The sequence below is a fragment of the Lentzea miocenica genome (genome assembly GCF_033949945.1).
Classification (GTDB): Bacteria; Actinomycetota; Actinomycetes; order Mycobacteriales; family Pseudonocardiaceae; genus Lentzea; species Lentzea miocenica.
The window spans coordinates 25,346-47,282 of record NZ_JAXAVW010000053.1 but is presented as its reverse complement, the minus strand read 5'-3'; the positions used below and the strand labels follow the sequence as shown (position 1 = coordinate 47,282).

General features: G+C 68.2%; 15 protein-coding genes and 1 pseudogene. 8 read left to right on the top strand and 8 right to left on the bottom strand.

Features of this window, described 5'->3' with window-relative positions; all coding sequences use genetic code 11:
- Nucleotides 1-340: 340 nt before the first annotated feature.
- Both SK803_RS43135 and glnA read right to left on the bottom strand, forming a co-directional pair.
- Nucleotides 341-3,871 carry an FkbM family methyltransferase gene (locus tag SK803_RS43135; protein ID WP_319972023.1) on the bottom strand — a complete coding sequence of 1,177 codons (3,531 nt, stop codon included), beginning with the start codon at nucleotides 3,869-3,871 and terminating at the stop codon, nucleotides 341-343.
- A 19-nt stretch (nucleotides 3,872-3,890) separates the two neighbouring features.
- Nucleotides 3,891-5,234 (bottom strand): type I glutamate--ammonia ligase, encoded by a 1,344-nt coding sequence (gene glnA, locus SK803_RS43130; RefSeq protein ID WP_319972022.1) that lies wholly within the window; start codon nucleotides 5,232-5,234, stop codon nucleotides 3,891-3,893.
- A gap of 41 nt (nucleotides 5,235-5,275) precedes the next feature.
- On the opposite strand from glnA, the gene SK803_RS43125 reads away from it, so the two are divergent.
- Both SK803_RS43125 and SK803_RS43120 read left to right on the top strand, forming a co-directional pair.
- Nucleotides 5,276-5,911 (top strand): LppX_LprAFG lipoprotein, encoded by a 636-nt coding sequence (locus SK803_RS43125; RefSeq protein ID WP_319972021.1) that lies wholly within the window; start codon nucleotides 5,276-5,278, stop codon nucleotides 5,909-5,911.
- Nucleotides 5,911-7,425 (top strand): MFS transporter, encoded by a 1,515-nt coding sequence (locus SK803_RS43120; protein WP_319972020.1) that lies wholly within the window; start codon nucleotides 5,911-5,913, stop codon nucleotides 7,423-7,425. The genes SK803_RS43125 and SK803_RS43120 overlap by 1 nt, the downstream gene beginning before the upstream one ends.
- Here the strand turns inward: SK803_RS43120 and SK803_RS43115 are convergent.
- Entirely contained in the window at nucleotides 7,380-8,903 is a 1,524-nt protein-coding gene (locus SK803_RS43115; RefSeq protein WP_319972019.1) for an alpha/beta hydrolase, read from the bottom strand. The genes SK803_RS43120 and SK803_RS43115 overlap by 46 nt on opposite strands.
- Nucleotides 8,903-10,465, bottom strand: a complete 1,563-nt coding sequence (locus tag SK803_RS43110) for an alpha/beta hydrolase (RefSeq protein ID WP_319972018.1) — start codon at nucleotides 10,463-10,465, stop codon at nucleotides 8,903-8,905. The genes SK803_RS43115 and SK803_RS43110 overlap by 1 nt, the downstream gene beginning before the upstream one ends.
- Before the next feature lie 29 nt (nucleotides 10,466-10,494).
- Here SK803_RS43110 and SK803_RS43105 point away from each other — a divergent pair, with 29 nt between their 5' ends.
- The 3 genes from SK803_RS43105 to SK803_RS43095 all read left to right on the top strand — a co-directional run bounded on the left by SK803_RS43105 (nucleotide 10,495) and on the right by SK803_RS43095 (nucleotide 14,309).
- Complete coding sequence (locus SK803_RS43105; RefSeq protein ID WP_319972017.1) at nucleotides 10,495-12,207, top strand: NAD+ synthase; 1,713 nt, start codon at nucleotides 10,495-10,497, stop codon at nucleotides 12,205-12,207.
- A 261-nt stretch (nucleotides 12,208-12,468) separates the two neighbouring features.
- Nucleotides 12,469-13,659, top strand: coding sequence for a sensor histidine kinase (locus SK803_RS43100; RefSeq protein ID WP_319972016.1), 1,191 nt, complete (start codon nucleotides 12,469-12,471; stop codon nucleotides 13,657-13,659).
- Between the two features lie 2 nt (nucleotides 13,660-13,661).
- Nucleotides 13,662-14,309 (top strand): response regulator transcription factor, encoded by a 648-nt coding sequence (locus SK803_RS43095; protein WP_319972026.1) that lies wholly within the window; start codon nucleotides 13,662-13,664, stop codon nucleotides 14,307-14,309.
- 14 nt (nucleotides 14,310-14,323) lie between these two features.
- Here SK803_RS43095 and lysX read toward each other — a convergent pair whose 3' ends face one another.
- Nucleotides 14,324-17,566, bottom strand: a complete 3,243-nt coding sequence (gene lysX, locus SK803_RS43090; protein WP_319972015.1) for a bifunctional lysylphosphatidylglycerol synthetase/lysine--tRNA ligase LysX — start codon at nucleotides 17,564-17,566, stop codon at nucleotides 14,324-14,326.
- 30 nt (nucleotides 17,567-17,596) lie between these two features.
- Here lysX and SK803_RS43085 point away from each other — a divergent pair, with 30 nt between their 5' ends.
- Nucleotides 17,597-18,427: an alpha/beta fold hydrolase gene (locus SK803_RS43085; protein ID WP_319972025.1), complete on the top strand. Its 831-nt coding sequence runs from the start codon at nucleotides 17,597-17,599 to the stop codon at nucleotides 18,425-18,427.
- Here SK803_RS43085 and SK803_RS43080 read toward each other — a convergent pair.
- A pseudogene (locus SK803_RS43080) lies at nucleotides 18,405-18,705 on the bottom strand (VOC family protein). The gene SK803_RS43085 and the pseudogene SK803_RS43080 sit on opposite strands and share 23 nt — an antisense overlap.
- 125 nt (nucleotides 18,706-18,830) lie before the next feature.
- Here SK803_RS43080 and panB point away from each other — a divergent pair.
- On the top strand, nucleotides 18,831-19,685 hold the full coding sequence (gene panB, locus SK803_RS43075) for a 3-methyl-2-oxobutanoate hydroxymethyltransferase (RefSeq protein WP_319972014.1): 855 nt from the start codon (nucleotides 18,831-18,833) through the stop codon (nucleotides 19,683-19,685).
- Nucleotides 19,686-19,695: 10 nt separating this feature from the next.
- On the opposite strand, the gene SK803_RS43070 is transcribed toward panB, so the two are convergent.
- Nucleotides 19,696-20,553, bottom strand: a complete 858-nt coding sequence (locus tag SK803_RS43070; protein WP_319972013.1) for a glutathione S-transferase family protein — start codon at nucleotides 20,551-20,553, stop codon at nucleotides 19,696-19,698.
- An 18-nt stretch (nucleotides 20,554-20,571) separates the two neighbouring features.
- On the opposite strand from SK803_RS43070, the gene pip reads away from it, so the two are divergent.
- A complete protein-coding gene (gene pip / locus SK803_RS43065; RefSeq protein ID WP_319972012.1) occupies nucleotides 20,572-21,513 on the top strand; it encodes a prolyl aminopeptidase in 942 nt (313 codons plus the stop codon).
- On the opposite strand, the gene SK803_RS43060 is transcribed toward pip, so the two are convergent.
- A complete protein-coding gene (locus SK803_RS43060; protein ID WP_319972011.1) occupies nucleotides 21,510-21,935 on the bottom strand; it encodes an RICIN domain-containing protein in 426 nt (141 codons plus the stop codon). The genes pip and SK803_RS43060 overlap by 4 nt on opposite strands.
- Nucleotides 21,936-21,937 lie beyond the last annotated feature (2 nt).

Sequence of the window (21,937 nt, the reverse complement as noted above, 5' to 3'; positions counted from 1 at the left end):
TCACCGGTTCCAGTCTCCGTTTCCGGAGGCTTTCTCTCGGGGCTTGTGTTGAAAGCTTAGCCAGTTCGTTTTCGCTTTGTCAAATCCGCTGTTTTCGCGGTTCCGGCTCGGCGCAAACTCGCTTCGCATTCAGTTTTTGCTTGGTTCAGAAGTTATCCGAGTAGCTTTTCCGGTGTCAAATCGGGGTCATTTTCAGATCCCGGACAGCACGGTAGGCCGTTCATTTACTTCTGGGGGTTTGACGCCGTGAGACTTTACCCGGCCCGATCCGCGGTGTCAACCGCTCGTTCCGGGGTCTCGCTTGCGACTTGGAGAAAGTTACTCACGAGGAGATCCAAAGTCAAATCGCCTGGTCAGCGGGCTGCTTGATCGGCACGGACGGCGATGGACCAGCCGGCTTGGCCCCAACCGGACGCGGTCGCAGCCACAGGGTGATGGAGCGAAGACCCTCCATCGCCCGCACGATCTGGTCCGGCGAAGCCGCCTGACCGGTCACCAACGGCACCAGGTCGTAGCCCCAGACGCCGAACTCCTTCAGGACCGTCACCGGATCGTCACCGAAGTCGGCAGTGGCGGTCGCCGAGAACTCGAGGAGCACCTGCGGCCGGTCACGACGCAACAGCCGGACGAGTCCCGCGAGCGCGCGATGCCCACGTCCAGGCGTGTCCACCCGCACGACGGAAAGCTTCATGCCCTGCACCAGGGCGATCTCTTCGAGTTCCTTGTCCAGGCGCACCGACCGCACCCGAGCCACGTCCTCGCCGGCATCGGGGGCCAGCGGCGAGACGGACACACCGCCGGTCAACGTCGGCGCGACGGCCAGTTCGCCGGCGCTCTCCCACGCCGCACCCTCGATCACGGTCAGACGAGAGGCAACAGCAGCAGGCAGGTTCGACGAGACGTTGTGCCTCAACAGCGCCGCGGCACCGGCATCAGGCTCAACGGCGACAACCGCGCCCATCAGCCCGAGCCGCGACAACACCCTGATCGAGTGGTACCCGACGTACGCGCCGACATCGAGGAAGATCCCGTCCGGCTCGACCAGCGAGTCGAGCAGCGCCGCGAGCTCCGGTTCCCACACGCCGTTGGACGACAACAGCGGAAGCATGAACGCGTCGTCGGCGGGCAGCCGCATCATGCCCGCGTCGCACAACACCAACGACGAACGCACCGCAGGCGCGTCACCGGCGGTCTCGTGCTGACGCACCACCACGCGCCGCAACGCGTCCGCGGTCTGTTGTGCCTGGTTCGCGGCACGGATCGCGGAGTCCAACCGCGTGTCGCGCTCGCGGAACACCTCGACGACCTTGGACTCCAACGAGTCGATGCGGTCCAACGTCCGATCGAGCGCCACGGTCAGCTTGTCGATCCGCTCGGCCAGGACGTCGTCCGCCTTCGTGCGCTTGGCCGCCTCACCGATGACCGCGTCCTCGATGTCCCGCAGCCGGCGTCCCTGACCGGCCATGTCCGCGCGCACGCGCACGACCCCGTCGTCGACGCCGATCAGCTGGTCGCCGAAGTGCGACTGGCGTTCCGCGACCTGCTCGACCTCGGCGCGCAGCAGCTCAAGCTCACCCGCACCGACCCCGGCCTTCAGCGCGTCCTGCCGGTTGACCAGCTCGGACACCGTGCGCTCGACCCCGTCGATCAGGGTGTGCAGCACCTGGCGCATGTGGTTGTCGTAGTGGTCCAACGCGCGCAACACGACCTTGCGCAGCGCGGGTGCCATCGGCGTCCGATGAGGACCGTCCACGTTGGGCTGGCGCAGCAACGCGTGCTTGGCCGACTGCAGCGCGAGCATCGGGTCGACCTCGGGCTTCGGCTTCGGCCGGCGGGCCCGCCATCCCCGGTACGAGTGCTCGACGCGTTCACGAAGAATCTCGCTCACCCGCGCGACCGACCGCACCGACAGCACGTGGTCACGTCCGGCGGCACCCAGCGCGGCCGCGGTAGGCAGGTCGTCGGCCAGCGAGCGCAGCAGCTTCGCGGCCGCCTGCACGTCTGGCTCGGCGCCCTGGTGACACGGCACGAGAACAGCCGTCTTGCCGAACAGCTCCGCAACGGCACCGTGGTCGGACGCCACCACCGGAACCCCTCGCACGGCCAGGTTGGCCAGGCGCAGCGCGATCCGGTCGTCCGCCCCGCCGCGGTGCAACGACACCACGGCATCGGCGGTCAGACACACGTCCTCGTCCTCGACCAGGGAAATCCGCTGGTCGGAGGAGGTGGCGAGGCGCAGTCGCTCGGCGGCCTCGGGGTGGTCGAACGCTCCGGACACCGCGATCCGCAGTTCGACGTCCGAACGGTCCGGGAACGCGCTCAAGAACGCCGACACCGCACCCAGCACGTTGCCGGGCCGGTCGAGAGAGTGGTCCGCGATCGCCGCGAACACCACAACGTCGCCAGACTCGTGCTCGCGCGCGCCAACGTCGTGCACCGGCACGGGCACCACACGCACGATGGGCCCGCCGATGCGTTCCGCGGCAGTACGCGACACGTCCGACGACAACCAAAGCTCGTTCACGCCGGTGCGATTGTCCGCAGCGTTGGCGTCCAACGCGACCTCGACGATGAACCGTCCAGCCGGCACCTCGTCCGCAGCGGAAGTCCGCACCACAACGGGATAGCCGGCGGAGGTCGACACGGGCAGCCCGGACGCACGGGCCGCGGCGAGCATCAGCTCCGCCACCGGCCCCGAGCCGACGACGGACACGCCGAGCTGGTCGAGCAGCGCGGGTCCTTCTTCCCGGGGCTGCGGCACGGCCGGCGCGGGCAACCGCCCGGAAGCCACGCCCACCCCGGCACACCATTCGCGCCAGGCGTCCGCGTCCGCACCGAAAGGCGCGGGGAACTGTTCCTGCAACGACGAGTCAGCACGCCACACGGCGTCGGCCCAGCGCGTGCCACCGTTCAAGGTCGGCTCGCACGCCCAGATGAGGAACCCACCACCACCGTCCTCACCGAACGCCGGCAACGGAGTCGGGGATGCGGCCCGGTAGTCGGCACGCAGTTCGGACGGGATCTGCGTCCCGTCGATCAGGGAGTCGAACCGGTACGGCACGGGCTGTGCGGTCCAGCCACATCGCACCAGTTCAGCGCGGTACGCGGTGCACAGTTCGGCAACCTCCGGGTGCTCCGAGAGCAGCACACGGGGCCGTTCCGCGAAGTCGGCGGACAGCAGCCACGGCCGGCGCGGGTCGAACCCGCGGAAGTGCACGGTCAGCAGGTCCTGCCCGACGACGGCCAGCGTCCCTGACTCGGTGCGGTGCAACGGCCGGTCCGCCACGTTCCACGCCGACACGCCGACCCGCGCGTCGCGCACGACGAAGTGCGGCACGATCGCCGGCATGTCCAGCGAGGTCAGATAGGGTTCGGAGCCTTCGCCGACCGCGATGAAACCGGGGTCGAACGCGCCCAGTTCGTGCAGCTCGGCAGGCCCCGGCTGCAGACCGTCGGACGGCAACGGTCGCAACGTCCGTGGCAGCAACACGACCGGTGCGGTGCGCAACGCCTCCAGCACGAGCTTCGTGAGCGACCCGAACACCTGGACCCACGGGTCGAGGTACAGCACGGGCATGCCCTGCGACAGCAGCGCCTCGAGCAGCCTCGGCAGCATCGCGGCCTTCAGCTCGGCCGCGTCGAGCGAGGTCGCGAGCACGCGCAGCTCGACCTCGGACACGCCGATCTCCAGCGGCGTGATCAGCCCTGGTCCCGCGTGCTCCGGCTGCGCGTCCACGATCAGCGCGACGAACCGGCCCTCCGGGTGTTCCGCGAGGAACGAGCTGGACAGGACCTTGACCGCGGGCAGTTCCGCCGCCGTGGCGACCGTGCACGCGCAGATCGTCGGCTGGAACTCGGGCACATCTGTCACGGAGAGCAACGTAGCGGCCTCACAGCACCGGAAGAAGAGAGCGCAACTCGTACGGGGTGACGCTACGACGGTACGCGTCCCACTCCGTCCTCTTGTTGCGCAGGAAGAAGTCGTAGACGTGCTCGCCCAGCGCCTCGGGGAGCAGCTCCGAGTTCTCCATCTCGGTGAGCGCCTCACCGAGGTTCTGCGGCAGGTTCGCGTAGCCCGCGGCACGGCGTTCGCGGTCGGTCAGCGACCACACGTCGTCCTCGGCGGGCGGCGGCAGTTCGTAGCCCTTCTCGATGCCCTTGAGGCCGGCGGCCAGGATCACGGAGTAGGCGAGGTACGGGTTGCACGCGGAGTCCAGCGAACGGACCTCGACGCGGCGCGACGACGACTTGCCCGGCGAGTACATCGGCACACGGACCAGTGCCGAGCGGTTCGCGTGACCCCAGCACACGGCCGTGGGCGCTTCACCGCCGACGATCAGCCGCTTGTACGAGTTGACCCACTGGTTCGTGACGCCGGAGATCTCGCGCGCGTGCTTGAGGATGCCCGCGACGAACTGCTTGCCGATGTCGCTGAGCTGGTACGGGTCCTCGTCGTCGTAGAACGCGTTGCGGTCGCCCTCGAACAGCGAGAAGTGTGTGTGCATGCCCGACCCGGGCTGGTCGGAGAACGGCTTGGGCATGAACGAGGCGCGCACGCCCTGCGTGATCGCGACCTCCTTCACCACGTAGCGGAACGTCATGACGTTGTCCGCCATGGTCAGCGCGTCGGCGTAGCGCAGGTCGATCTCCTGCTGGCCGGGCGCGCCCTCGTGGTGGCTGAACTCGACGGAGATGCCCATCGCCTCCAGCGCCTCGATGGCGTGGCGGCGGAAGTGCGTGGCGGTCTCGTGCGAGGTCTGGTCGAAGAAGCCGCCGTTGTCCGCGGGCTCGGGCTCGCTGCCGTCCGCGGGCAGGCCCTTGAGCAGGAAGAACTCGATCTCCGGGTGCACGTAGCAGGTGAACCCGGCCTCGCTCGCCTTCGACAGGGTCCTGCGCAGCACGTGCCGGGGGTCGGCCCACGACGGGGAGCCGTCCGGCATGGTGATGTCGCAGTACATGCGCGCGGAGTAGTTCGAGCCGTCCGGTGTCTGCCACGGCAGCACCTGGAACGTGGAGGGGTCCGGCTTCGCGACCATGTCCGACTCGTAGACGCGGGCGAAGCCCTCGATCGCCGAGCCGTCGAACCCGATGCCCTCGCTGAAGGCGCCCTCGAGCTCGGCCGGCGCGACCGCCACGGACTTCAAGAAGCCCAGGACGTCGGTGAACCAGAGCCGGACGAACCGGATGTCGCGTTCCTCGAGCGTGCGGAGCACGAACTCCTGCTGGCGGTCCATAGGGCGCAGCTTAAGGGCTCGGGTGACTCTACGATCAACGCATGTCCGCCCGTTGGTTGTTGGTTTGCGCACTCGCCCTGCTCACGAGCTGCACGTCCGGTGAAGATCTCCCCGATGGTGCGACGTTGCTCTCGAAGTCGGCCGAGTCGATGCGCTCGGTCAAGAGCGTCCACTTCACCATCAAGGTGGACGGTGAGCTGCCGGACGTGCCGGTGAAGGAGGCCGACGGCGACCTCACGTCGGCCGGTGACTCCAAGGGCACCGCCAAGGTGACGTTCGCCGGGCAGCTGCTGTCCATCGAGTACGTGCTGACCGGCGGAAACCTGCATTTCAAGGGCCCGACCGGCGGGTTCACCAAGCTGCCGGCGGCGTTCGCGGGGCAGGTGTACGACCCCTCTGCCATCCTGAACCCGGACAAGGGCGTCGCCAAGGTCCTGGCCAGCTCCAAGGACGCGAAGACGAAGTCGTCCGGTGACGTGTCGGTGGTCGAGGCGACGGTGCCGAAGGACGTGGCGTCCGGCCTGGTGCCGGGCATCTCCGCGGACGTGAAGGCGACGTTCTCGATCGACAAGGACAACAAGCTCAAGAGCGCGTTGTTCGAGCTGCCCGGTGGTCAGAAGGTCGACATCGGACTGACCGACTTCGACAAGCCCGTCACGGTCACGGCACCGGTGTGATGAGAAGAGTCGCTCTCGCCGCGTCCGGCGCGGCAGTGCTGCTGGGCGCGCTCGACGCGTACGTCGTCGTCGGTGTCCTCACGGACATGGTGCGCGACCTCGGCATCGCGGTGAACGACCTGGAAGAGGCGACGCCGATCGTCACCGGGTACCTGCTCGGGTACGTGGCGGGCATGCCGTTGCTCGGCCAGCTGTCGGACCGGCTCGGCCGGCGGTTCGTGCTGCAGGTGTCGCTGCTCGGGTTCCTGGTCGGCTCGGTGATCACGGCGCTGGCCACCGACGTGCCGCTGCTGGTCGCCGGACGCGTGGTGCAGGGCCTCGCCGGCGGCGCTTTGCTGCCGGTGACGATGGCGCTGGTCGCGGACCTGTGGGAGGAGAACAAGCGGTCGACCGCTCTCGGGACCGTTGGTGCCGCACAGGAGCTGGGGTCTGTTCTCGGCACTCTGTACGGCATAGCGGTGGCGTCGCTGTTCAACGTGTTGCCGTTGTTCGAGGCGTGGGAGCCGCAGAGCTGGCGGTGGGTGTTCTGGGTGAACGTCCCGTTGGCGGTCATCGCGATGGTGATCGTGCAACGGTCCGTTCCGAACACACGGCGCCCTGTCCGCATCGACGTCGTGGGCGGGGTCCTGCTCGCCGTCGCGTTGTCGTTGCTGGTGGTGGCGCTCTACAACCCGAAGCCCGAGGAGTCCCTGCTGCCGTCCTGGGGCTGGCCGTTGCTCATCGGCGCGTTCGTGGTTCTCGCGGCGTTCTTCGTGTGGGAACGCCGTGCCGCTGTGCGACTCATCGATCCCGAAGGTGTGCGGTGGCGGCCGTTCTGGGCCGTGCTCGGGGTGTCGCTGGCCGCCGGTGCGGCGTTGATGGTGACGCTGGTCGACGTGGAGTTGTTCGCGCAGACCGTGTTGCGCCGCGACTCGGCGTCCGCGGCGACGCTGCTCACCCGTTTCCTGATCGCGTTGCCGATCGGGGCCGTCCTGGGTGGATTCCTCGCATCACGGTTCGGCGACCGCTGGGTGTCCTTCGGTGGACTGGCGATCGCATCGGTGTCGTACGTGTTCATCGCGCAGTGGCCCGCTGACGTCAGCGGGCTCGTGCTCACGCGTGACCTGGCCATCGCCGGTTTCGGGCTGGGCCTGGTCATCGCGCCGTTGTCCGGTGCGGTGCTGCGTGTTGTGCCGTCAGTGCGGCACGGCGTGGCGTCGGCGTTCGTCGTCGTCGCGCGCATGACGGGCATGCTCGTGGGTGTGGCGGCGTTGTCCGCGTGGGGACTCCACCGGTTCCGCGAGCTCACGGCCGGTCTGAACACCCCCGTGCCCTGGGGTGTCGAGAAAACCGTGTACGCGCAGCAGATGGCCGAGTACCAGCGCAACCTCACCGAGGCGCTGCTCACCGAGTACCACGAGATCTTCCTGATCACGGCGGTGATCTGCGCGCTCGGAGCGCTGGGCTCGATCCTCCTGCCCGGTCGTCGTCAGCAGACCGAATCTGTTTCCGGCAGCCTCAGGTCCGCCAGATAGTTGGTACCCACACCGTCCACACAGCCGATGCCGGCCAGGAACGCCGTGTGCTGGTTTCCGTTGTACGTCAGCAAACGCGCCCCGAGTGCCTGCGCGAGCTCCACGCCGGACTGGTAGGGCGTCGCCGGGTCACCGGTCGTCGAGATCACCAGCACCTGCGGCAGCCCGTTCACGTTCGGCGGATGTGGTTCCGACGTGTGCGGGGCCGGCCAGAACGCGCACGGGCCGAGCGCGGTCTCGTCGGTGGGGATCGTGTCGTTGCCCAGGAGTTCCAGCAGCCTCCGACGGTTGGACTCCAGCGTGGCACGGTCCTTGATCGGCGGCTCGTCGACGCAGCGGATGGCCACGAACGCGTCCTGGATGCGGCTGTAGGTGCCGTCCTGGGCGCGGCCGAGGTACTGGTCCGCGAGCTGGAGCAGGGTGGTGCCCTTGTTCTGCTTCAGCTCCTGCAGGCCCTTGAGCGCGGTCTCCCACAGCCGGTCCGTGTACATCGCCTGGATGATGGCGGTGTTCGCGTCCGAGTGGGACAGCTTGCGGTCGCCGACCTGCATCGGGGTCTTCTTGAGCGGCTCGATCATCTGCCGGAACTTGGACTCGGCGGTGGCCGCGTCCCTCCCGATGGGACAGTCGCGTTGCGCGCACCAGCCCGCGAACCGCTGGAACGACTCCTCGAAGCCCTGCGCCTGACGTGCCGACGCCGCCACCTTGTCGCTGTTGGCCTCCACCGCACCGTCGAGCACCATCGCGCGCACGTTGCGAGGGAACATCTCGGCGTACAACGTGCCGATGCGCGTGCCGTAGGAGTAGCCGAGGTAACTCAGCTTCTTCTCCCCCAGCGCACCGCGCAGCACGTCGACGTCACGCACGACGTCCCGGGTGCCGACGTTGCGCAGCAGGTTGATGCCGCTGCGTTCGGCGCACCGGTCGACGAAGAACTTGTTCTCCTGTTCGGTCGCGGTCGCGCTCTCGCCCTTGGGGCGCAGCCGTTGCGCGTCACGTTCCGCGTCGGTCAGGCACTGCACGCGGGGCTGGCTCGCCCCCACGCCGCGCGGGTCGAAGCCCACCACGTCGAACCGCTTGCCGACCGGGTTGTTCGGCTGCATGTTCGCGACGTGCGACATGCCCGAACCACCCGGACCGCCGGGGTTCACCACCAGAGAACCGACCCTCCGCTCCTTTTCGGCGGCGGGCCGGCGCAACAGCCCGACGGTGATCGTCCCCGCGTCCGGATTCCCGTAGTCGAGCGGAACGTGCAGTCGCGCGCATTGGATGCCCTCGCGCTCGTACAGGCCCTTGCTCTTCGCATCGGTCGCGTAGGGCTGGCACGCACCCCACGACAACACCTGCTCGTAGAAGCGCGCCAGCCCTTTGCGCGCGGCGACGGGACTGCCGTCGATGCGCGCGTAGGACGTGGACGTGCCGAGCAGAACGATCAAGGCGAACAAGGCCGCGGTGACTCGGGATCGCCTCTTCGTCATTAGGCGCACCGGGTTCCGTCGGCGGGCAATGTCTGGTCGATCAGGTACTTCACGCCGGCGTTGTCCACGCACCCCACGCCCTGCAGGAAGACCGTGTGCTGGACACCTTCGTAGGTGAGCAGCCGCGAGTTGAGCGCTTTGGCCAGGTTCACGCCGGCCTCGTACGGCGTGGCGGGGTCACCGGTCGTGGAGATGACCAGCAGCGGCGGGATGCCGTCGGCCTTGGGCGGACCCGTGCGGGCGCTCACCGGGGCCGGCCAGAAGGCGCACGAGTCGAGCGCCGCACCGGGAGGGTTGCCGTCGTCGAGGAACGGCGCCGCCTCCTTGTACTTCTTCGCGGTGTCCAAGAGAGCGTTCTTGTCCGTCAGCCGTTGGTCGTCAACGCAGTGCACGGCGTTGAACGAGTCGGTGATCGTCGAGTAGTTGCCCTGGTCATCACGGTCGAGGTAGGCGTCGGCGAGGCTGATCAACACCCGGCCGCGGCCGTTCTTCAGCTCCTTGAGGCCGTCCAGCAGCAGGGGCCACAGCTGCTCCGAGTACAACGCCTGGATCGCGGCGGTGATCGCGTCGTTGTAGGAGAGCTTGCGGTCCCCGACGGTGACCGGCTTCTGGATCAACGGGGTCGTGAGCTGGCGAAAGCTCGTGTTGGCGTCGTCGCCGAGAGGGCAGTCACCCTTCTCCTTGCACCACTTCACGAACTCGTTGAACGCTTTCTGGAAGCCGGCGGCCTGGGCGACCAGCGACGCGAGCTGGTCCTGTGTCGGGTCGACGGCGCCGTCGAGGATGAGTGCGCGCACGTTCTGGGGGAAGGTCTCGGCGTACTCGGTGCCTATGCGGGTGCCGTACGAGTAGCCGACATAGCTCAGCTTCGCGTCGCCGAGCGCAGAGCGAAGGACATCCATGTCCTTAACTACGTCCCGCGTGCCCAAGTTGGCGAGCATTGAAGCCCCGAATTTTGTACCGGCCGCACACTTCTCGGCATATGCCTTGTTCTCTTGCTCCGTTTGGGCGATTCCAGCCGGACTCGTGTCGATGTCAAGGTCCAAACGTTCCGCATCGCGCTCCGGTCCGGTCAGACATTTGACCGCCGGTTCGCTCGCACCGACGCCCCGCGGGTCGAACCCGACCAAGTCGAAGCGCTTCGCGAGATCGGTCTTGCGGTAGTCCGAGACCATGCCCGCGGCCGCCGCCATGCCGGACGCGCCGGGCCCGCCGGGGTTGATCAGCAGCGAGCCGATCTTCTCCCCGGTCGCCTTGTACCGCAGCACGCCGACGGTGATCGTGTCGCCGTCCGGCTTCGCGTAGTCGAGCGGAACCTGCAAACGGGTGCACTCGACGTCGCGCTTGTTCCCGAAAGCCGACCTGCTCGACCCGGTCGTGGCGAACGGCGCGCAGTCCTGCCAGCCGAGCTGCTGGCCGTAGTACTTCTCCAGCCCGGCCGGGACTGTTCCGGCCGGCCCCGCCTTCTCGAGGGACACGCCTGGCTTGGCCGTCCCCTCGACGATCGACGTGCAGGACGCGACGAGGGGAATGACGAGCAACACGCTCAAGAGACGGACCACAGCCCGATGGTATGGGAGATGATGAGGGCATGCCGCAGCTTCGGATCGCGCTCGCCCAGGTCAACGCCACTGTTGGCGACCTTGAGGGCAACGCTTCGTTGGTCGTGGAATGGACGCGCAAGGCCCGCGAAGGCGGCGCGCACCTCGTCGTCTTCCCCGAGATGGTGCTGACCGGCTACCCGGTCGAGGACCTGGCGATCCGCACCTCCTTCGCCCGCGCCTCCGCCGAAGCCATGGAAACCCTGGCGGAATCACTGGACTCCGCGGGCCTCGGCGGCATCACCGCGATCGTCGGCTACCTCGAACACGACTCCGTGGGCCCGCGAAACGCCGTGGCCGTGCTGCACGGCGGGCGTGTCGTAGCCAGGCAGAGCAAGCACCACCTGCCCAACTACGGCGTGTTCGACGAGCGGCGGTACTTCAAGCCCGGCTCCTCCTTGGACATCCTGCGGATCAACGGCGTCGAAGTCGGCATGGTGATCTGCGAGGACCTGTGGCAGGACGGCGGCCCGATCACCGCGCTGGGCGACGCCGGCGTGGACCTCGTGGTCTCTCCGAACGCCTCCCCGTACGAACGCAACAAGGACGACCAACGCCTACCGCTGGTCGCCCGCCGCGCCGCCGAAGCCGGCGCCCCCCTCGCCTACTGCAACCTGGTAGGCGGCCAGGACGAACTGGTCTTCGACGGCGACTCCCTGGTGGTAGCCGCCGACGGCCAGCTGATCGGCCGCGCGCCGCAGTTCGTGGAACACCTCATGCTGGCCGACTTCGACCTGCCAGAAGGCTCCGACTACGAACAGGGCCAAATCGGCGACTTCTACGTGCGCCGCGTGTTCCTGTCCGACGCCGTACCGGCCTACGAACCCCTGCCCGCCCCCCGCGTCTTCGAACCACTGTCCGACGAGGCAGAGGTCTGGCACGCCCTGGTAACCGGCCTACGCGACTACGTGCACAAAAACGGCTTCCGCTCCGTAGTCCTGGGCCTGTCCGGCGGCATCGACTCCGCCGTAGTGGCCGCACTGGCCGTAGACGCCCTAGGCGCCGACTCCGTCTACTGCGTGTCGATGCCTTCGTCGTACTCCTCCGAACACTCCAAGTCGGACGCCTCCGACATGGCCGTGCGCACCGGCCTGCACTTCACCACCGAACCAATCGGCACCATGGTCTCCACCTACGTCGACCAACTCAACCTGACCGGCCTGGCCGAGGAGAACATCCAGGCCAGGTGCCGAGGCATGCTGCTCATGGCGCTGTCCAACCAACACGGCCACCTGGTCCTCGCAACGGGCAACAAGTCCGAACTGGCCGTCGGCTACTCAACGATCTACGGCGACGCCGTAGGCGGCTACGCCCCGATCAAGGACGTCTTCAAGACCCTGGTCTGGAACCTGGCCCGCTGGCGCAACGACGAGGCGGAAAAGCGCGGCGAGGTGCCGCCAATCCCAGAAAACTCGATCACCAAGCCCCCGTCGGCAGAACTGCGCCCAGGCCAGGTCGACACAGACTCACTCCCCGACTACGAACTGCTCGACGACCTGCTGACCCGCTACGTGGACGGCGACCGAGGCTACGACGACCTGCTGGCCGCGGGCTTCGCCCCAGAACTGGTCGACAAGGTGCTGCGCATGGTCGACAAGGCCGAGTACAAGCGCCGCCAGTACCCGCCAGGCACAAAAATCTCGAACAAGGCCTTCGGCAGGGACCGCCGCCTCCCCATCACCAACGGCTGGCGCGAGGGCTGAGCGAAGCCGAAGGCGAGCAGTCTTAGCTATTCGCGAGCGTTTCCGGCGGTGGGGTCCCGTCAACGCAACCAGGCGTGCCATCAACCCGCCGGTGGCGCGGTATCCCCAGATCAGATTGCCGGGGGTCTGGGGGCAGAGCCTCCAGGGGAAGCACTCAACGCAACCTCGCCGCCCGCAACCCAACCACCCCACAAGGCCGCGAAACAGGAGTAGAGCCTGCTCCACCGCGCACCCCCACCCCCACCAGCTACTTTTCTCCACATGAAACGGATCTGGGCGGCCCTGGCCTACCTGGCGACCGGTCTCCTGACCGCGATCGCATCCTGGCTCGCCATCGGAATCCTCCTGCTGTCCATCGTGATCCTGCCGCTGCTCCCCATCACCGCCCCGCTGATCCGCCGCATAGTCGACCTGGACCGCCACCGCCTGGCCAGGTTCACCGCCGTCCAAATCCCATCCCCCGAACCCCTCGACGGCCCCTGGCTGCACCGAGCCCAACGAGTCCTCTCCGACCCGGACAGCCGCCGCGACGGAATCTGGCTGATCACCCACGCCCTCTACGGCACCCTCTTCGGAGCAATCGCCATCGGCATCCCAGGCGCCCTGGTGCAGCAACCGATAGCGCTCCTGCTCTGGTGGACCGTCCCAGGTGGGATGGAGAACTCCTTCGGCGTCCACGTCGACTCGTGGCCAACAGCCTTCCTGAGCATCCCGATCGCCATCGTCCTGACCCTGATCATCACCCAACTCCCCCGCCTGGCCGCCGTAGACGCAAGGTGGGCCCAAAAACTCCTGTCCCCACCCAAAGCCTCACTCGAAAAGCGCCTGGCCGAGGTAGTCGCCACCCGAGCCGCCGCCCTCCAAGCCCACGGTGCCGAACTACGCCGCATCGAGCGAAACCTCCACGACGGCACCCAGAACAAGCTGGTAGGCGTGGTGATGATGCTGGGCATCGCCGAACGAACCCTCAAACAAAACCCGGACAACGCCCTGCAAGCCCTCCTGCGAGCTCAAGACGCTGCAGGCGACGCCCTGGAAGAACTCCGCAACGTGGTCCGCAGCATCCACCCACCGGTGCTGGAAGACCTGGGCTTGGACGGCGCGATCCAAGCTCTGGCGGCAAGGTGCCCGGTACCGTGCCTCCTCGAAGCCGAGCACCTGGGACGACTCCCCGCGGCAGTGGAAGCAGCGGCGTACTTCGCAGTAGCCGAAGCCCTCACGAACGTGGCCAAACACAGCGGGGCCAGGCGCGCGAAGGTAAGTCTGAGAACGACCGACAACCACCTCACCGTCGTGGTCCACGACGACGGGAAGGGCGGCGCCGACGAGAAGCAGGGGACGGGATTGGACGGCATTCGCGGCAGGGTGGCGGCGTTGGACGGCACCGCGGCCATCAGCAGCCCTGAGGGTGGCCCGACCGTGCTCACCGTCTTGCTACCAATGGGGAAGTGACCATGCGCATCGTGATCGCCGAAGACGACGCACTGCTCCGCGAGGGGCTGACGTTGTTGTTGCGCAACGAAGGCCTCGAAGTGGCCGCCGCGACCGACAACCCGACCGACTTCCTCGACGCCGTGGCCGAACACGAGCCGGACATCGCCGTGGTCGACGTGCGGATGCCACCGACGTTCACGGACGAGGGGCTCAAAGCTGCCGTTGAAGCACGACGGCGACACCCGAAGCTGGCCGTGCTCGTTCTCAGTGCGTGGGTCGAGCAGAGCTACGCACACGAACTGCTGGCCGGCACCAACGGCGGCGTCGGCTACCTGCTCAAGGAACGCGTCGGCAAGGTCGCGGACTTCCTCGACTCGCTGCACCGCGTGGCCAACGGCGGTACGGCGCTGGACCCCGAAGTCGTGTCGCAGCTGCTGGTGCGACGCAAGGCGGACGACGCGCTCAGCGTGCTGTCGCCCCGTGAGCGCGAAGTCCTCGGACTGATGGCGGAAGGGCTGTCGAACGCCGCCATCGGCGAGAGGCTCGTCCTCAGCCCAGGGGCCGTCCACAAGCACATCGGCAACGTCTTCCTCAAGCTCGGCCTCAACAGCGAGGACGGCTCAGGCGACCGCAGAGTCCAGGCCGTGCTCGCCTACCTGGACCACTGACTCACTGGGCCGAATCACTGGGGCCGGACGAACGGGAACAGCACGGTCTGCCGGATCGACGTACCGGTCAGCATCATCAGCAACCGGTCGACGCCCATGCCGAGCCCGCCCGTCGGCGGCATGCCGTGCTCCAGCGCGCGCAGGAAGTCCTCGTCCAGCTCCATCGCCTCGACGTCACCGGACGCGGCCTTCAGCGACTGCGCCTCCAGCCGTCGCCGCTGCTCCAGCGGGTCGGTGAGCTCGGAGTACGCCGTGCCGATCTCCGCGCCGAACGCCACCAGGTCCCACCGCTCGGCCAGCCGCGGGTCGACGCGGTGCTGCCGGGTCAGCGGGGACACCGAGGTCGGGAAGTCGATGTAGAACGTCGGCCCGACGGTGGAGGCCTCGACGAACGAGTCGTACGCCTCCTGCACCAGCTGCCCGTGGTCCCAGTCGTCGTTGACCTCCACATCCCGCGCACCCAAAAGCGATCGCAGCTCCGCCACCGACGTGTCCGGCGTGACAGCGGTGTCCAAGGCAGCGGAAACGGCGCTGTAGACCGGAACCACCGGCCACTCCCCCGAGATGTCGAACACGCCGTCCGGCCGGTGCGCCACCTCTTCGCCGAACGCCGTGCGCGCCGCGTGCTGGATCAACGTGCGCACCAGGTCGAGCATGACCCGGTAGTCCGCATAGGACTGATAAGCCTCGAGCATCGTGAACTCGGGGTTGTGCGTGGCGTCCGCGCCTTCGTTGCGGAAGTTGCGGTTCAGCTCGAACACCCGGTCCACACCCGCCACGCACAGCCGTTTGAGGTACAACTCCGGCGCGATCCGCAGGTACATCCGCATGTCGTAGGCGTTGATGTGCGTGACGAACGGCCGGGCGTTCGCACCGCCGTGCACCGCCTGCAGCATCGGCGTCTCGACTTCTAGGTAGGAGTGCGAGTGCAGGAACTCACGCACGCTGCGGATGACGTCGCTGCGCAGCTTCAACAGGTGAGCCGAGTCCTGGTTCACCACCAGGTCCAGGTAGCGCTGGCGGACGCGGGCCTCCGGGTCGGTGAAGCCCTTTCGCTTGTCGGGCAACGGGTGCAGGCACTTCGCGGTCATCACCCACGACGTGGCCAGCACGGAGATCTCGCCGTGGTCGGACTTGATCACCTGTCCGGTGACGCCGACGTGGTCACCCAGGTCGACGTCGGACTTCCAGGACGTCAGCGCGTCGCCGAGCGAGTCGACGGCCAGCATCAGCTGGATCTCGCCGCTGAAGTCCCGCAGCCGCGCGAAGCACAGCTTGCCCATCTCCCGCAGCGCCACCACGCGTCCGGTGATCGAGACGTCCTCGCCGAACCGTTCCCGAGCCGCGGCGAGGAGATCCGACCGGTCGAAGCCCACCGGGTACGGGTCGACGCCCTGCGACACCAGGCGGTCGACCTTCGCGATCCGCACCCGGACCTGCTCCGGCCGGCGCACCACCTTCGGTTCCACCCGGATCGCGTCGATCTCGGCGACCTTCAGCGCGAACTCGGAGCTCACGTCGGTCTTCTGCAGCGCCCGCCTGCGCAGTGAGCGCAGCGACGGCACGAACCCCTCCGCCACCCCGGCAGCGATGCTGACCTGCGGCAACGACCGCGAGCGCTGGTAGCAGAGGAACCGCGGTTCCCAGTCCGGCAGGTACTTGGCGTTCGACCGGTACAGCGACTCCAGCTGGAAGAACCGCGACGCGAGCGACAGCACCCGCCGCCACGCCCGCAGCACCGGGCCGGCGCCGATCTTCTCGCCCTCCTCGAACACCGCGCGGAACATCGCGAAGTTCAACGAGATCCGCTGCACGCCGAGGTGTCCGGCAGCGGCAGCGAACTGCGCCACCATGTACTCGTTCAGGCCGTTCTCCGCGGCCCGGTCCCGCCGCATCAGGTCCAGCGACACGCCACGACGGCCCCACGGCACGAACGACAGCAACCCGCGCAACGCGCCGGAAGCGTCGTAAGCCTCGACCATCACACAGCGGCCGTCGCTCGGATCTCCCAGGCGTCCCAGTGCCATCGAGAACCCGCGCTCGGTCTCGGCGCCACGCCATGCCTCCGCGAGGTCCAGAATGGACGCCATCTCGTCCGGCGCGATCTCGCTGTGCCGGCGGACCCGCGCGGTGTACCCGGCACGTTCGACCCTGGACACGGCCTGGCGCAACCCGCGCCGTTCCGGACCGGCCAGGACGAACTCGCGGACGTCCAGAATCGCCTCGTCACCGATCTCCAGCGCCTTGAGCCCGGCATCGGAGTAGACCTGCGCGCCACGTTCGGAAGCGCCCAGCACACCAGGCATCCAGCCGTAGGTGCGTGCCTCGGCCAACCACGCCAGCACGGCCTCTGGCCAGGCCTCCTCGTCACCGATGGGGTCCGCCGACGCCAGGGTGACGCCGCCGATCACCCGGTAGGTCAACGCCGCACGTCCGGAAGCCGCGAACACCACGCTCTTGTCGCGCCGGGTCGCGAAGTAGCCCAGCGAGTCGGGCTCGCCGTCGGCGGCGAGCAGCCGGCGCACGTCCAGCTCCTGGTCGGGCGTGATCATGTTCTGGGTCCGGACACCCCGGAAGAACAGGTACATCGCGCGGATCGCGACGAGGGTGCCGCCGAGACCCAGGACGACGCTCAGCCACTGCGGTCCCTCTGGGATGTCCAACCGGCCCAGCCGGACGACCTCGCCCGTCGCCTGGTTCGCCGCCCACGCCAGTTTGTCGGTCTGCTGGACCAGCTTGCCGGGGAACACCTCGGTGAGGCCCCAGCCCGCCAGCACCAGCACGATCATGCCCAGCACGAACGACGCCAGCGCGCGCCGCCACGCACCGCGGGCCAGCCGGGCGGGGAACGCCTCCCGCACGATCCACAGCAGCGTCACGAACAGCAGTGAGGTCGCGATCCCGACACCGAGAAACACCCAGTGCGGTTTCTCGCCCTCGTCCAGGACTTCTTCAGGTGCGACGGCCAAGATGACCATGATGAAGCCGACCAGTGCCAGGCCCATGACCTGGAACAGCAGCAACGCCCACAGCGCTGCTCGCTTGCGCCTGCGCAGGGCGGCGCCCAGCACGAAGAACACCATGGCGATGAAGAGGTTGCCGTCGATCGGCAGGCCGAAGAAGTACCCGATCCCGTCGGCGACGTCGGTGAACCAGCTGTCCTCCGGCAGGATCACCCTGAGCAGCGACAAAACCGCGGCCAGCTGCACGACCGTCGCGATCGTGCCCGCGGCCTTCCACTTCCACGCCGGTGCCACATCTACTCCCGAGGTCCGCCCGTGTCGGCCATGATCCCCTCCTCCGCCGGACGGGTGCACGTCACCTCGTCCGGGCGTGTTGACCAGCCGGTCGTCGTGCTCAGCTCTGGGCTGGGCGGGGCGTGGTTCGACTGGGACCGGACCGTGCGGCTGCTGGAACCACTCGCCAGGGTGATCGTGTTCGACCGGCCGGGGCTCGGGATGAGCGGTCCGGCCCGGCGCGGGCCGTCCCTGGCGCGGGAGGTCGCCGTGCTGGACGCGGTGCTGCGCGGGACCCCGCGGGCGGTCCTGATCGGGCACTCGATGGCATCCATGCACGTCGAGGCCTACGCCCGACTTCGGCCGCACCGGGTCGACGGGGTCGTGCTGCTCGATCCGGACACCGAAACGCCGGGTGCCGGCGCCCCGTTCGACCCGGCGGCGTTGATCGCGCAGGGCCTGCGGGCGTTCGGCAGCCGCTGGCTCGGCGCGCGGATCTCCCGCCGCTACGGGCACGCGGTGCGCAACCTGCTGACCGCCGTGTCGACGCTCGGTGTCACCGATCCCGCGCCTGCTGACCTGGTCGAACTGGTCTACCGGCGACCCGGCGTGGGGCGGGCGGCGCTGTGGGAGCTCGCGTCGTACCCCGGTCAGCTGGCGACGCTGGAACGCCTGCGCAAGCGTCGTGAGTTGCCGCGGGTGCCGTGGCTGGTCCTCACGGCCGGGAGAAAAGTGTGGCCGGAACACCGGTCGTTGGCCGCCCTCGTGCCGTGGGGGCGCAACGTGCCTGTGCCCGGCAGCCGTCACATGATTCAGATGGACAGGCCGGACGCCGTCGTGATGGCCGTCCGGGAGGTGCTCAAGGGTCTACCCGACCGCTGAGCAGGCAGAACTCGTTGCCTTCCGGATCCGCGAGCGTGTACCAGCTCACGTCCTCGCCCTGACCGATGTCGACGCGCGTGGCGCCCAGCGCGAGGAGACGTTCCAGCTCGTCCTTCTGGTCGCGGTCGGTTGCCCGGACGTCCATGTGCAGGCGGAGCGATCTCCACCAGGACGTCCTCGCGGTCGATCACCTCGTAGCCGAGAACCTCGCACCAGAAGGCGGCAAGACGTTCGGGATCGGTGCAGTCGAGTACCAGTTCAGTGATTCGCGCAGCCACGCGTGTGACGGTAACCGCATCTGCATTCCGTTTCTGGCCAACGGTGTCACTCTGGTGTTCGGCAACCGTGCACAAAGCGCCCGGGGACCTGCGAAGGCAGGCCTCGAGGAAAGGAACGGTCGACGATGACCAATGCCGAAGTTTCCGCGCCGTACGGCAACGGAGCTGGTCAGAAGGCTCCCGCGAAGCGCGTCCGCGTTCATCACCTGCGTGACATGAAGGAACGCGGCGAGCCGTGGCCCATGCTCACCGCGTACGACATGTACACCGCCGAGATCTTCGACGAGGCGGGCATCCCCGTGTTGTTGGTCGGCGACTCCGCCTCGAACAACGTCTACGGCCACGAGACCTCTCTGCCCGTGACCGTGGACGAGCTCGTACCGCTCGTACGCGCTGTGACGCGCTCGACGCGTCGCTCTCTCGTTGTCGCTGACCTGCCGTTCGGCTCATACCAGGTGTCGGTAGAGCAGGCTGTCGCGACGGCCGTCCGGTTCATGAAGGAAGGCCAGGCGCACGCGGTCAAGCTGGAGGGTGGCGCCTACTTCGCGCCGCACATCCGCGCGATCACCGCCGCGGGCATCCCGGTCATGGCGCACATCGGCTTCACCCCGCAGTCCGAGCACCAGCTGGGCGGCTACCGCGTGCAGGGTCGTCACGAGGGCCACGACGCCGTGGTGCAGGACGCGCTGGCGGTGCAGGAGGCGGGCGCGTTCGCGGTCGTGCTGGAGATGGTGACCGCCGAGGTCGCCAAGCAGATCACGCACGACCTGGTCATCCCGACCGTGGGCATCGGTGCCGGCCCGGACACCGACGCCCAGGTGCTGGTGTGGCAGGACATGATGGGCCTGCGCCGCGGCAAGGGCCCGCGCTTCGTCAAGCGCTACGCGAACCTCGCCGACGTCATGCTCGGCGCGGCCTCCGAGTTCGCCAACGAGGTGCGCGGGCACCAGTTCCCCGGCCCCGAGCACACCTTCCACTGATTCTGGCTGGTCAGCGGGTCCAGACCTCCGGGTCTGGGCCCGCCGGCACGATGCCGGTCGGATTGATCTGGTGGTGCGTCACGTAGTAGTGGCGCTTGATGTGGTCCCAGTTCACCGTGTCGCCGAACTGCGCGTACAGCCGTTTCGCGTACGCCCAGAGGTTCGGCATCTCGGTCAGCTTGTTGCGGTTGCACTTGAAGTGGCCGTGGTAGACGGCGTCGAACCTCACCAGCGTGGTCCAGAGCCGGATGTCGGCCTCGGTGAGCTGGTCGCCGACCAGGTGGCTGCGGGTTTCGAGGTGCTTCTCGATGCGGTCCAGCTCAGCGAACAGGTTCGTGTACGCCTCTTCGTAGGCCTCCTGTGACGTGGCGAAACCGGCCTTGTAGACGCCGTTGTTGACGTTGTGGAAGATCGGTTCGATCCAGGCGTCGATCTCTTCGCGCAGGTGTTCCGGGTAGAGGGTGCTCTCCGGGCGCCACTTGAGGCTGAAGTCCAGCGTGATCTGCGGGTAGTCGTTGGTGACGACCTCGCCGGTGGTGGTGTCGACGATCGCCGGCACGGTGACCCGGCCGTCGTAGTCCGGGTCGGCGTTGCGGTACGCCTGACTGAGGAAGTCGATGCCGAGGACGGGGTCGGTTTCGGTGAAGCGCCAGCCCTTGTCGTCGCGGATCGGGTCGACGATCGCCAGCGAGATGGCGTCTTCGAGGTTCAGCAGCTTGCGGACGATGACCGCGCGGTGCGCCCATGGACAGGCGAGGCTGACGACGAGCCGGTAACGGCCTGGCTCGGGCTCCGGGCGTGCGGTGAAGCGGTTGGGCTGCCGGACGAACGCGCCCGTGGTCGACGTCTCCTTCGTGAACTGCGCCATGTGTCCGACGATAGGCCCATGTACCCGGAGATCGAGCCCCACGCGTCAGGCCACCTGGACACCGGCGACGGCAACCTCGTGTACTGGGAGGAGTGCGGCAACCCGGCCGGCAAGCCCGTCGTGTTCCTGCACGGCGGCCCCGGCGGCGGCTGCTCGCCGTCGCACCGCCGCCTGTTCGACCCGTCCGTCTACCGGATCGTCCTGTTCGATCAGCGCGGGTGCGGGCGTTCGCAGCCGCACGCCTCGACGTCGGACGATCTGTCGTTGAACACGACCTGGCACCTCGTCGCGGACATGGAGCTGCTGCGGACGTCGCTCGGGATCGAGCGGTGGCAGGTGTTCGGCGGCTCCTGGGGCTCGACGCTGGCGCTGGCCTACGCCGAGAAGCACCCCGCGCGGGTCTCCGAGCTGGTGCTGCGCGGGATCTTCACGCTGCGGTCGTCCGAAGTGGACTGGTACTACCGCGGCGGGGCGGCCCAGCTCTTCCCCGACCTGTGGGAGAAGTTCACGGCGCCGCTGGAGGGGATGTCCGGCGATCCGGTCGAGCTGTACGCGAAGTTGCTCGCTTCGCCGGATCCCGCCGTGCACGGGCCGGCCGCCGTCGCGTGGAGCACGTGGGAAGGCGCGACGGTGACGTTGCTGCCGCGGCCGGAGCTGGTGGCGGAGTTCGCCGAGCCGTCGTACGCGCTGGCGTTCGCCCGGATCGAGAACCACTACTTCGTGCACGGCGGGTGGTTCGAGGAGGGGCAGCTGATCAGGGACGCCTCGCGGCTGGACGGCATTCCCGGCGTGATCGTGCAGGGGCGGTACGACATCGCGACGCCCGCGGTGTCGGCTTGGGACCTGCACAAGGCCTGGCCCGGGTCGGAACTGGTGGTGGTGCCGGATGCCGGGCACGCCTACGACGAACCCGGCATCCTGGCGGCACTGCTGGAGGCGACGGATCGGTTCCGGGACTAGCGGAGGCCGACCCACTTCGCGCTCGACGTCGTGCACGCCGCGACGGTGACCTGGGCGGTCAGGCACTTGTTGGTGCCGGCGTTGCGGAACTGGAACGTGCTGCCGGTCGTGCTGCGGCGCCAGCGCTGGCTGGGGCTGGAGCTGCAGGCCTGACCGAGGACGTCACCGGTGCTGGTGGCGCCCAGGCACTTGTTGGTGGCGATGTTGTGCGGCCAGTCGACGCCACCGCTTATCGGGACGATCCAGCGCTGTTCGTCGGAGATCTCGTTGCAGGGCTTCAGAACGACGTTGGTGCCGGTGTCGGCGAGGCAGCGGGTGCTGCCGGCGAGCTGGTAGACGACCACGGGCTCGGCCTGGGCCGGGATGGCGGTCAGTGCGGTGGCGGCTGCGGCGGTCGCGATGATCGCGGCTAGTTTCCCCATGG

What these genes read in the sequence shown, in the direction of transcription:
- SK803_RS43125 (WP_319972021.1), top strand. Translation starts at nt 5,276, where the DNA reads ATGTCCGCCCGTTGGTTGTTGGTTTGCGCACTCGCCCTGCTCACGAGC.
- pip (WP_319972012.1), top strand. Translation starts at nt 20,572, where the DNA reads ATGTACCCGGAGATCGAGCCCCACGCGTCAGGCCACCTGGACACCGGC.
- SK803_RS43070 (WP_319972013.1), bottom strand. Translation starts at nt 20,553, where the DNA reads ATGGCGCAGTTCACGAAGGAGACGTCGACCACGGGCGCGTTCGTCCGG.
- glnA (WP_319972022.1), bottom strand. Translation starts at nt 5,234, where the DNA reads ATGGACCGCCAGCAGGAGTTCGTGCTCCGCACGCTCGAGGAACGCGAC.
- SK803_RS43085 (WP_319972025.1), top strand. Translation starts at nt 17,597, where the DNA reads ATGATCCCCTCCTCCGCCGGACGGGTGCACGTCACCTCGTCCGGGCGT.
- SK803_RS43060 (WP_319972011.1), bottom strand. Translation starts at nt 21,935, where the DNA reads ATGGGGAAACTAGCCGCGATCATCGCGACCGCCGCAGCCGCCACCGCA.
- SK803_RS43115 (WP_319972019.1), bottom strand. Translation starts at nt 8,903, where the DNA reads ATGACGAAGAGGCGATCCCGAGTCACCGCGGCCTTGTTCGCCTTGATC.
- SK803_RS43105 (WP_319972017.1), top strand. Translation starts at nt 10,495, where the DNA reads ATGCCGCAGCTTCGGATCGCGCTCGCCCAGGTCAACGCCACTGTTGGC.
- SK803_RS43100 (WP_319972016.1), top strand. Translation starts at nt 12,469, where the DNA reads ATGAAACGGATCTGGGCGGCCCTGGCCTACCTGGCGACCGGTCTCCTG.
- SK803_RS43120 (WP_319972020.1), top strand. Translation starts at nt 5,911, where the DNA reads ATGAGAAGAGTCGCTCTCGCCGCGTCCGGCGCGGCAGTGCTGCTGGGC.
- SK803_RS43095 (WP_319972026.1), top strand. Translation starts at nt 13,662, where the DNA reads ATGCGCATCGTGATCGCCGAAGACGACGCACTGCTCCGCGAGGGGCTG.
- panB (WP_319972014.1), top strand. Translation starts at nt 18,831, where the DNA reads ATGACCAATGCCGAAGTTTCCGCGCCGTACGGCAACGGAGCTGGTCAG.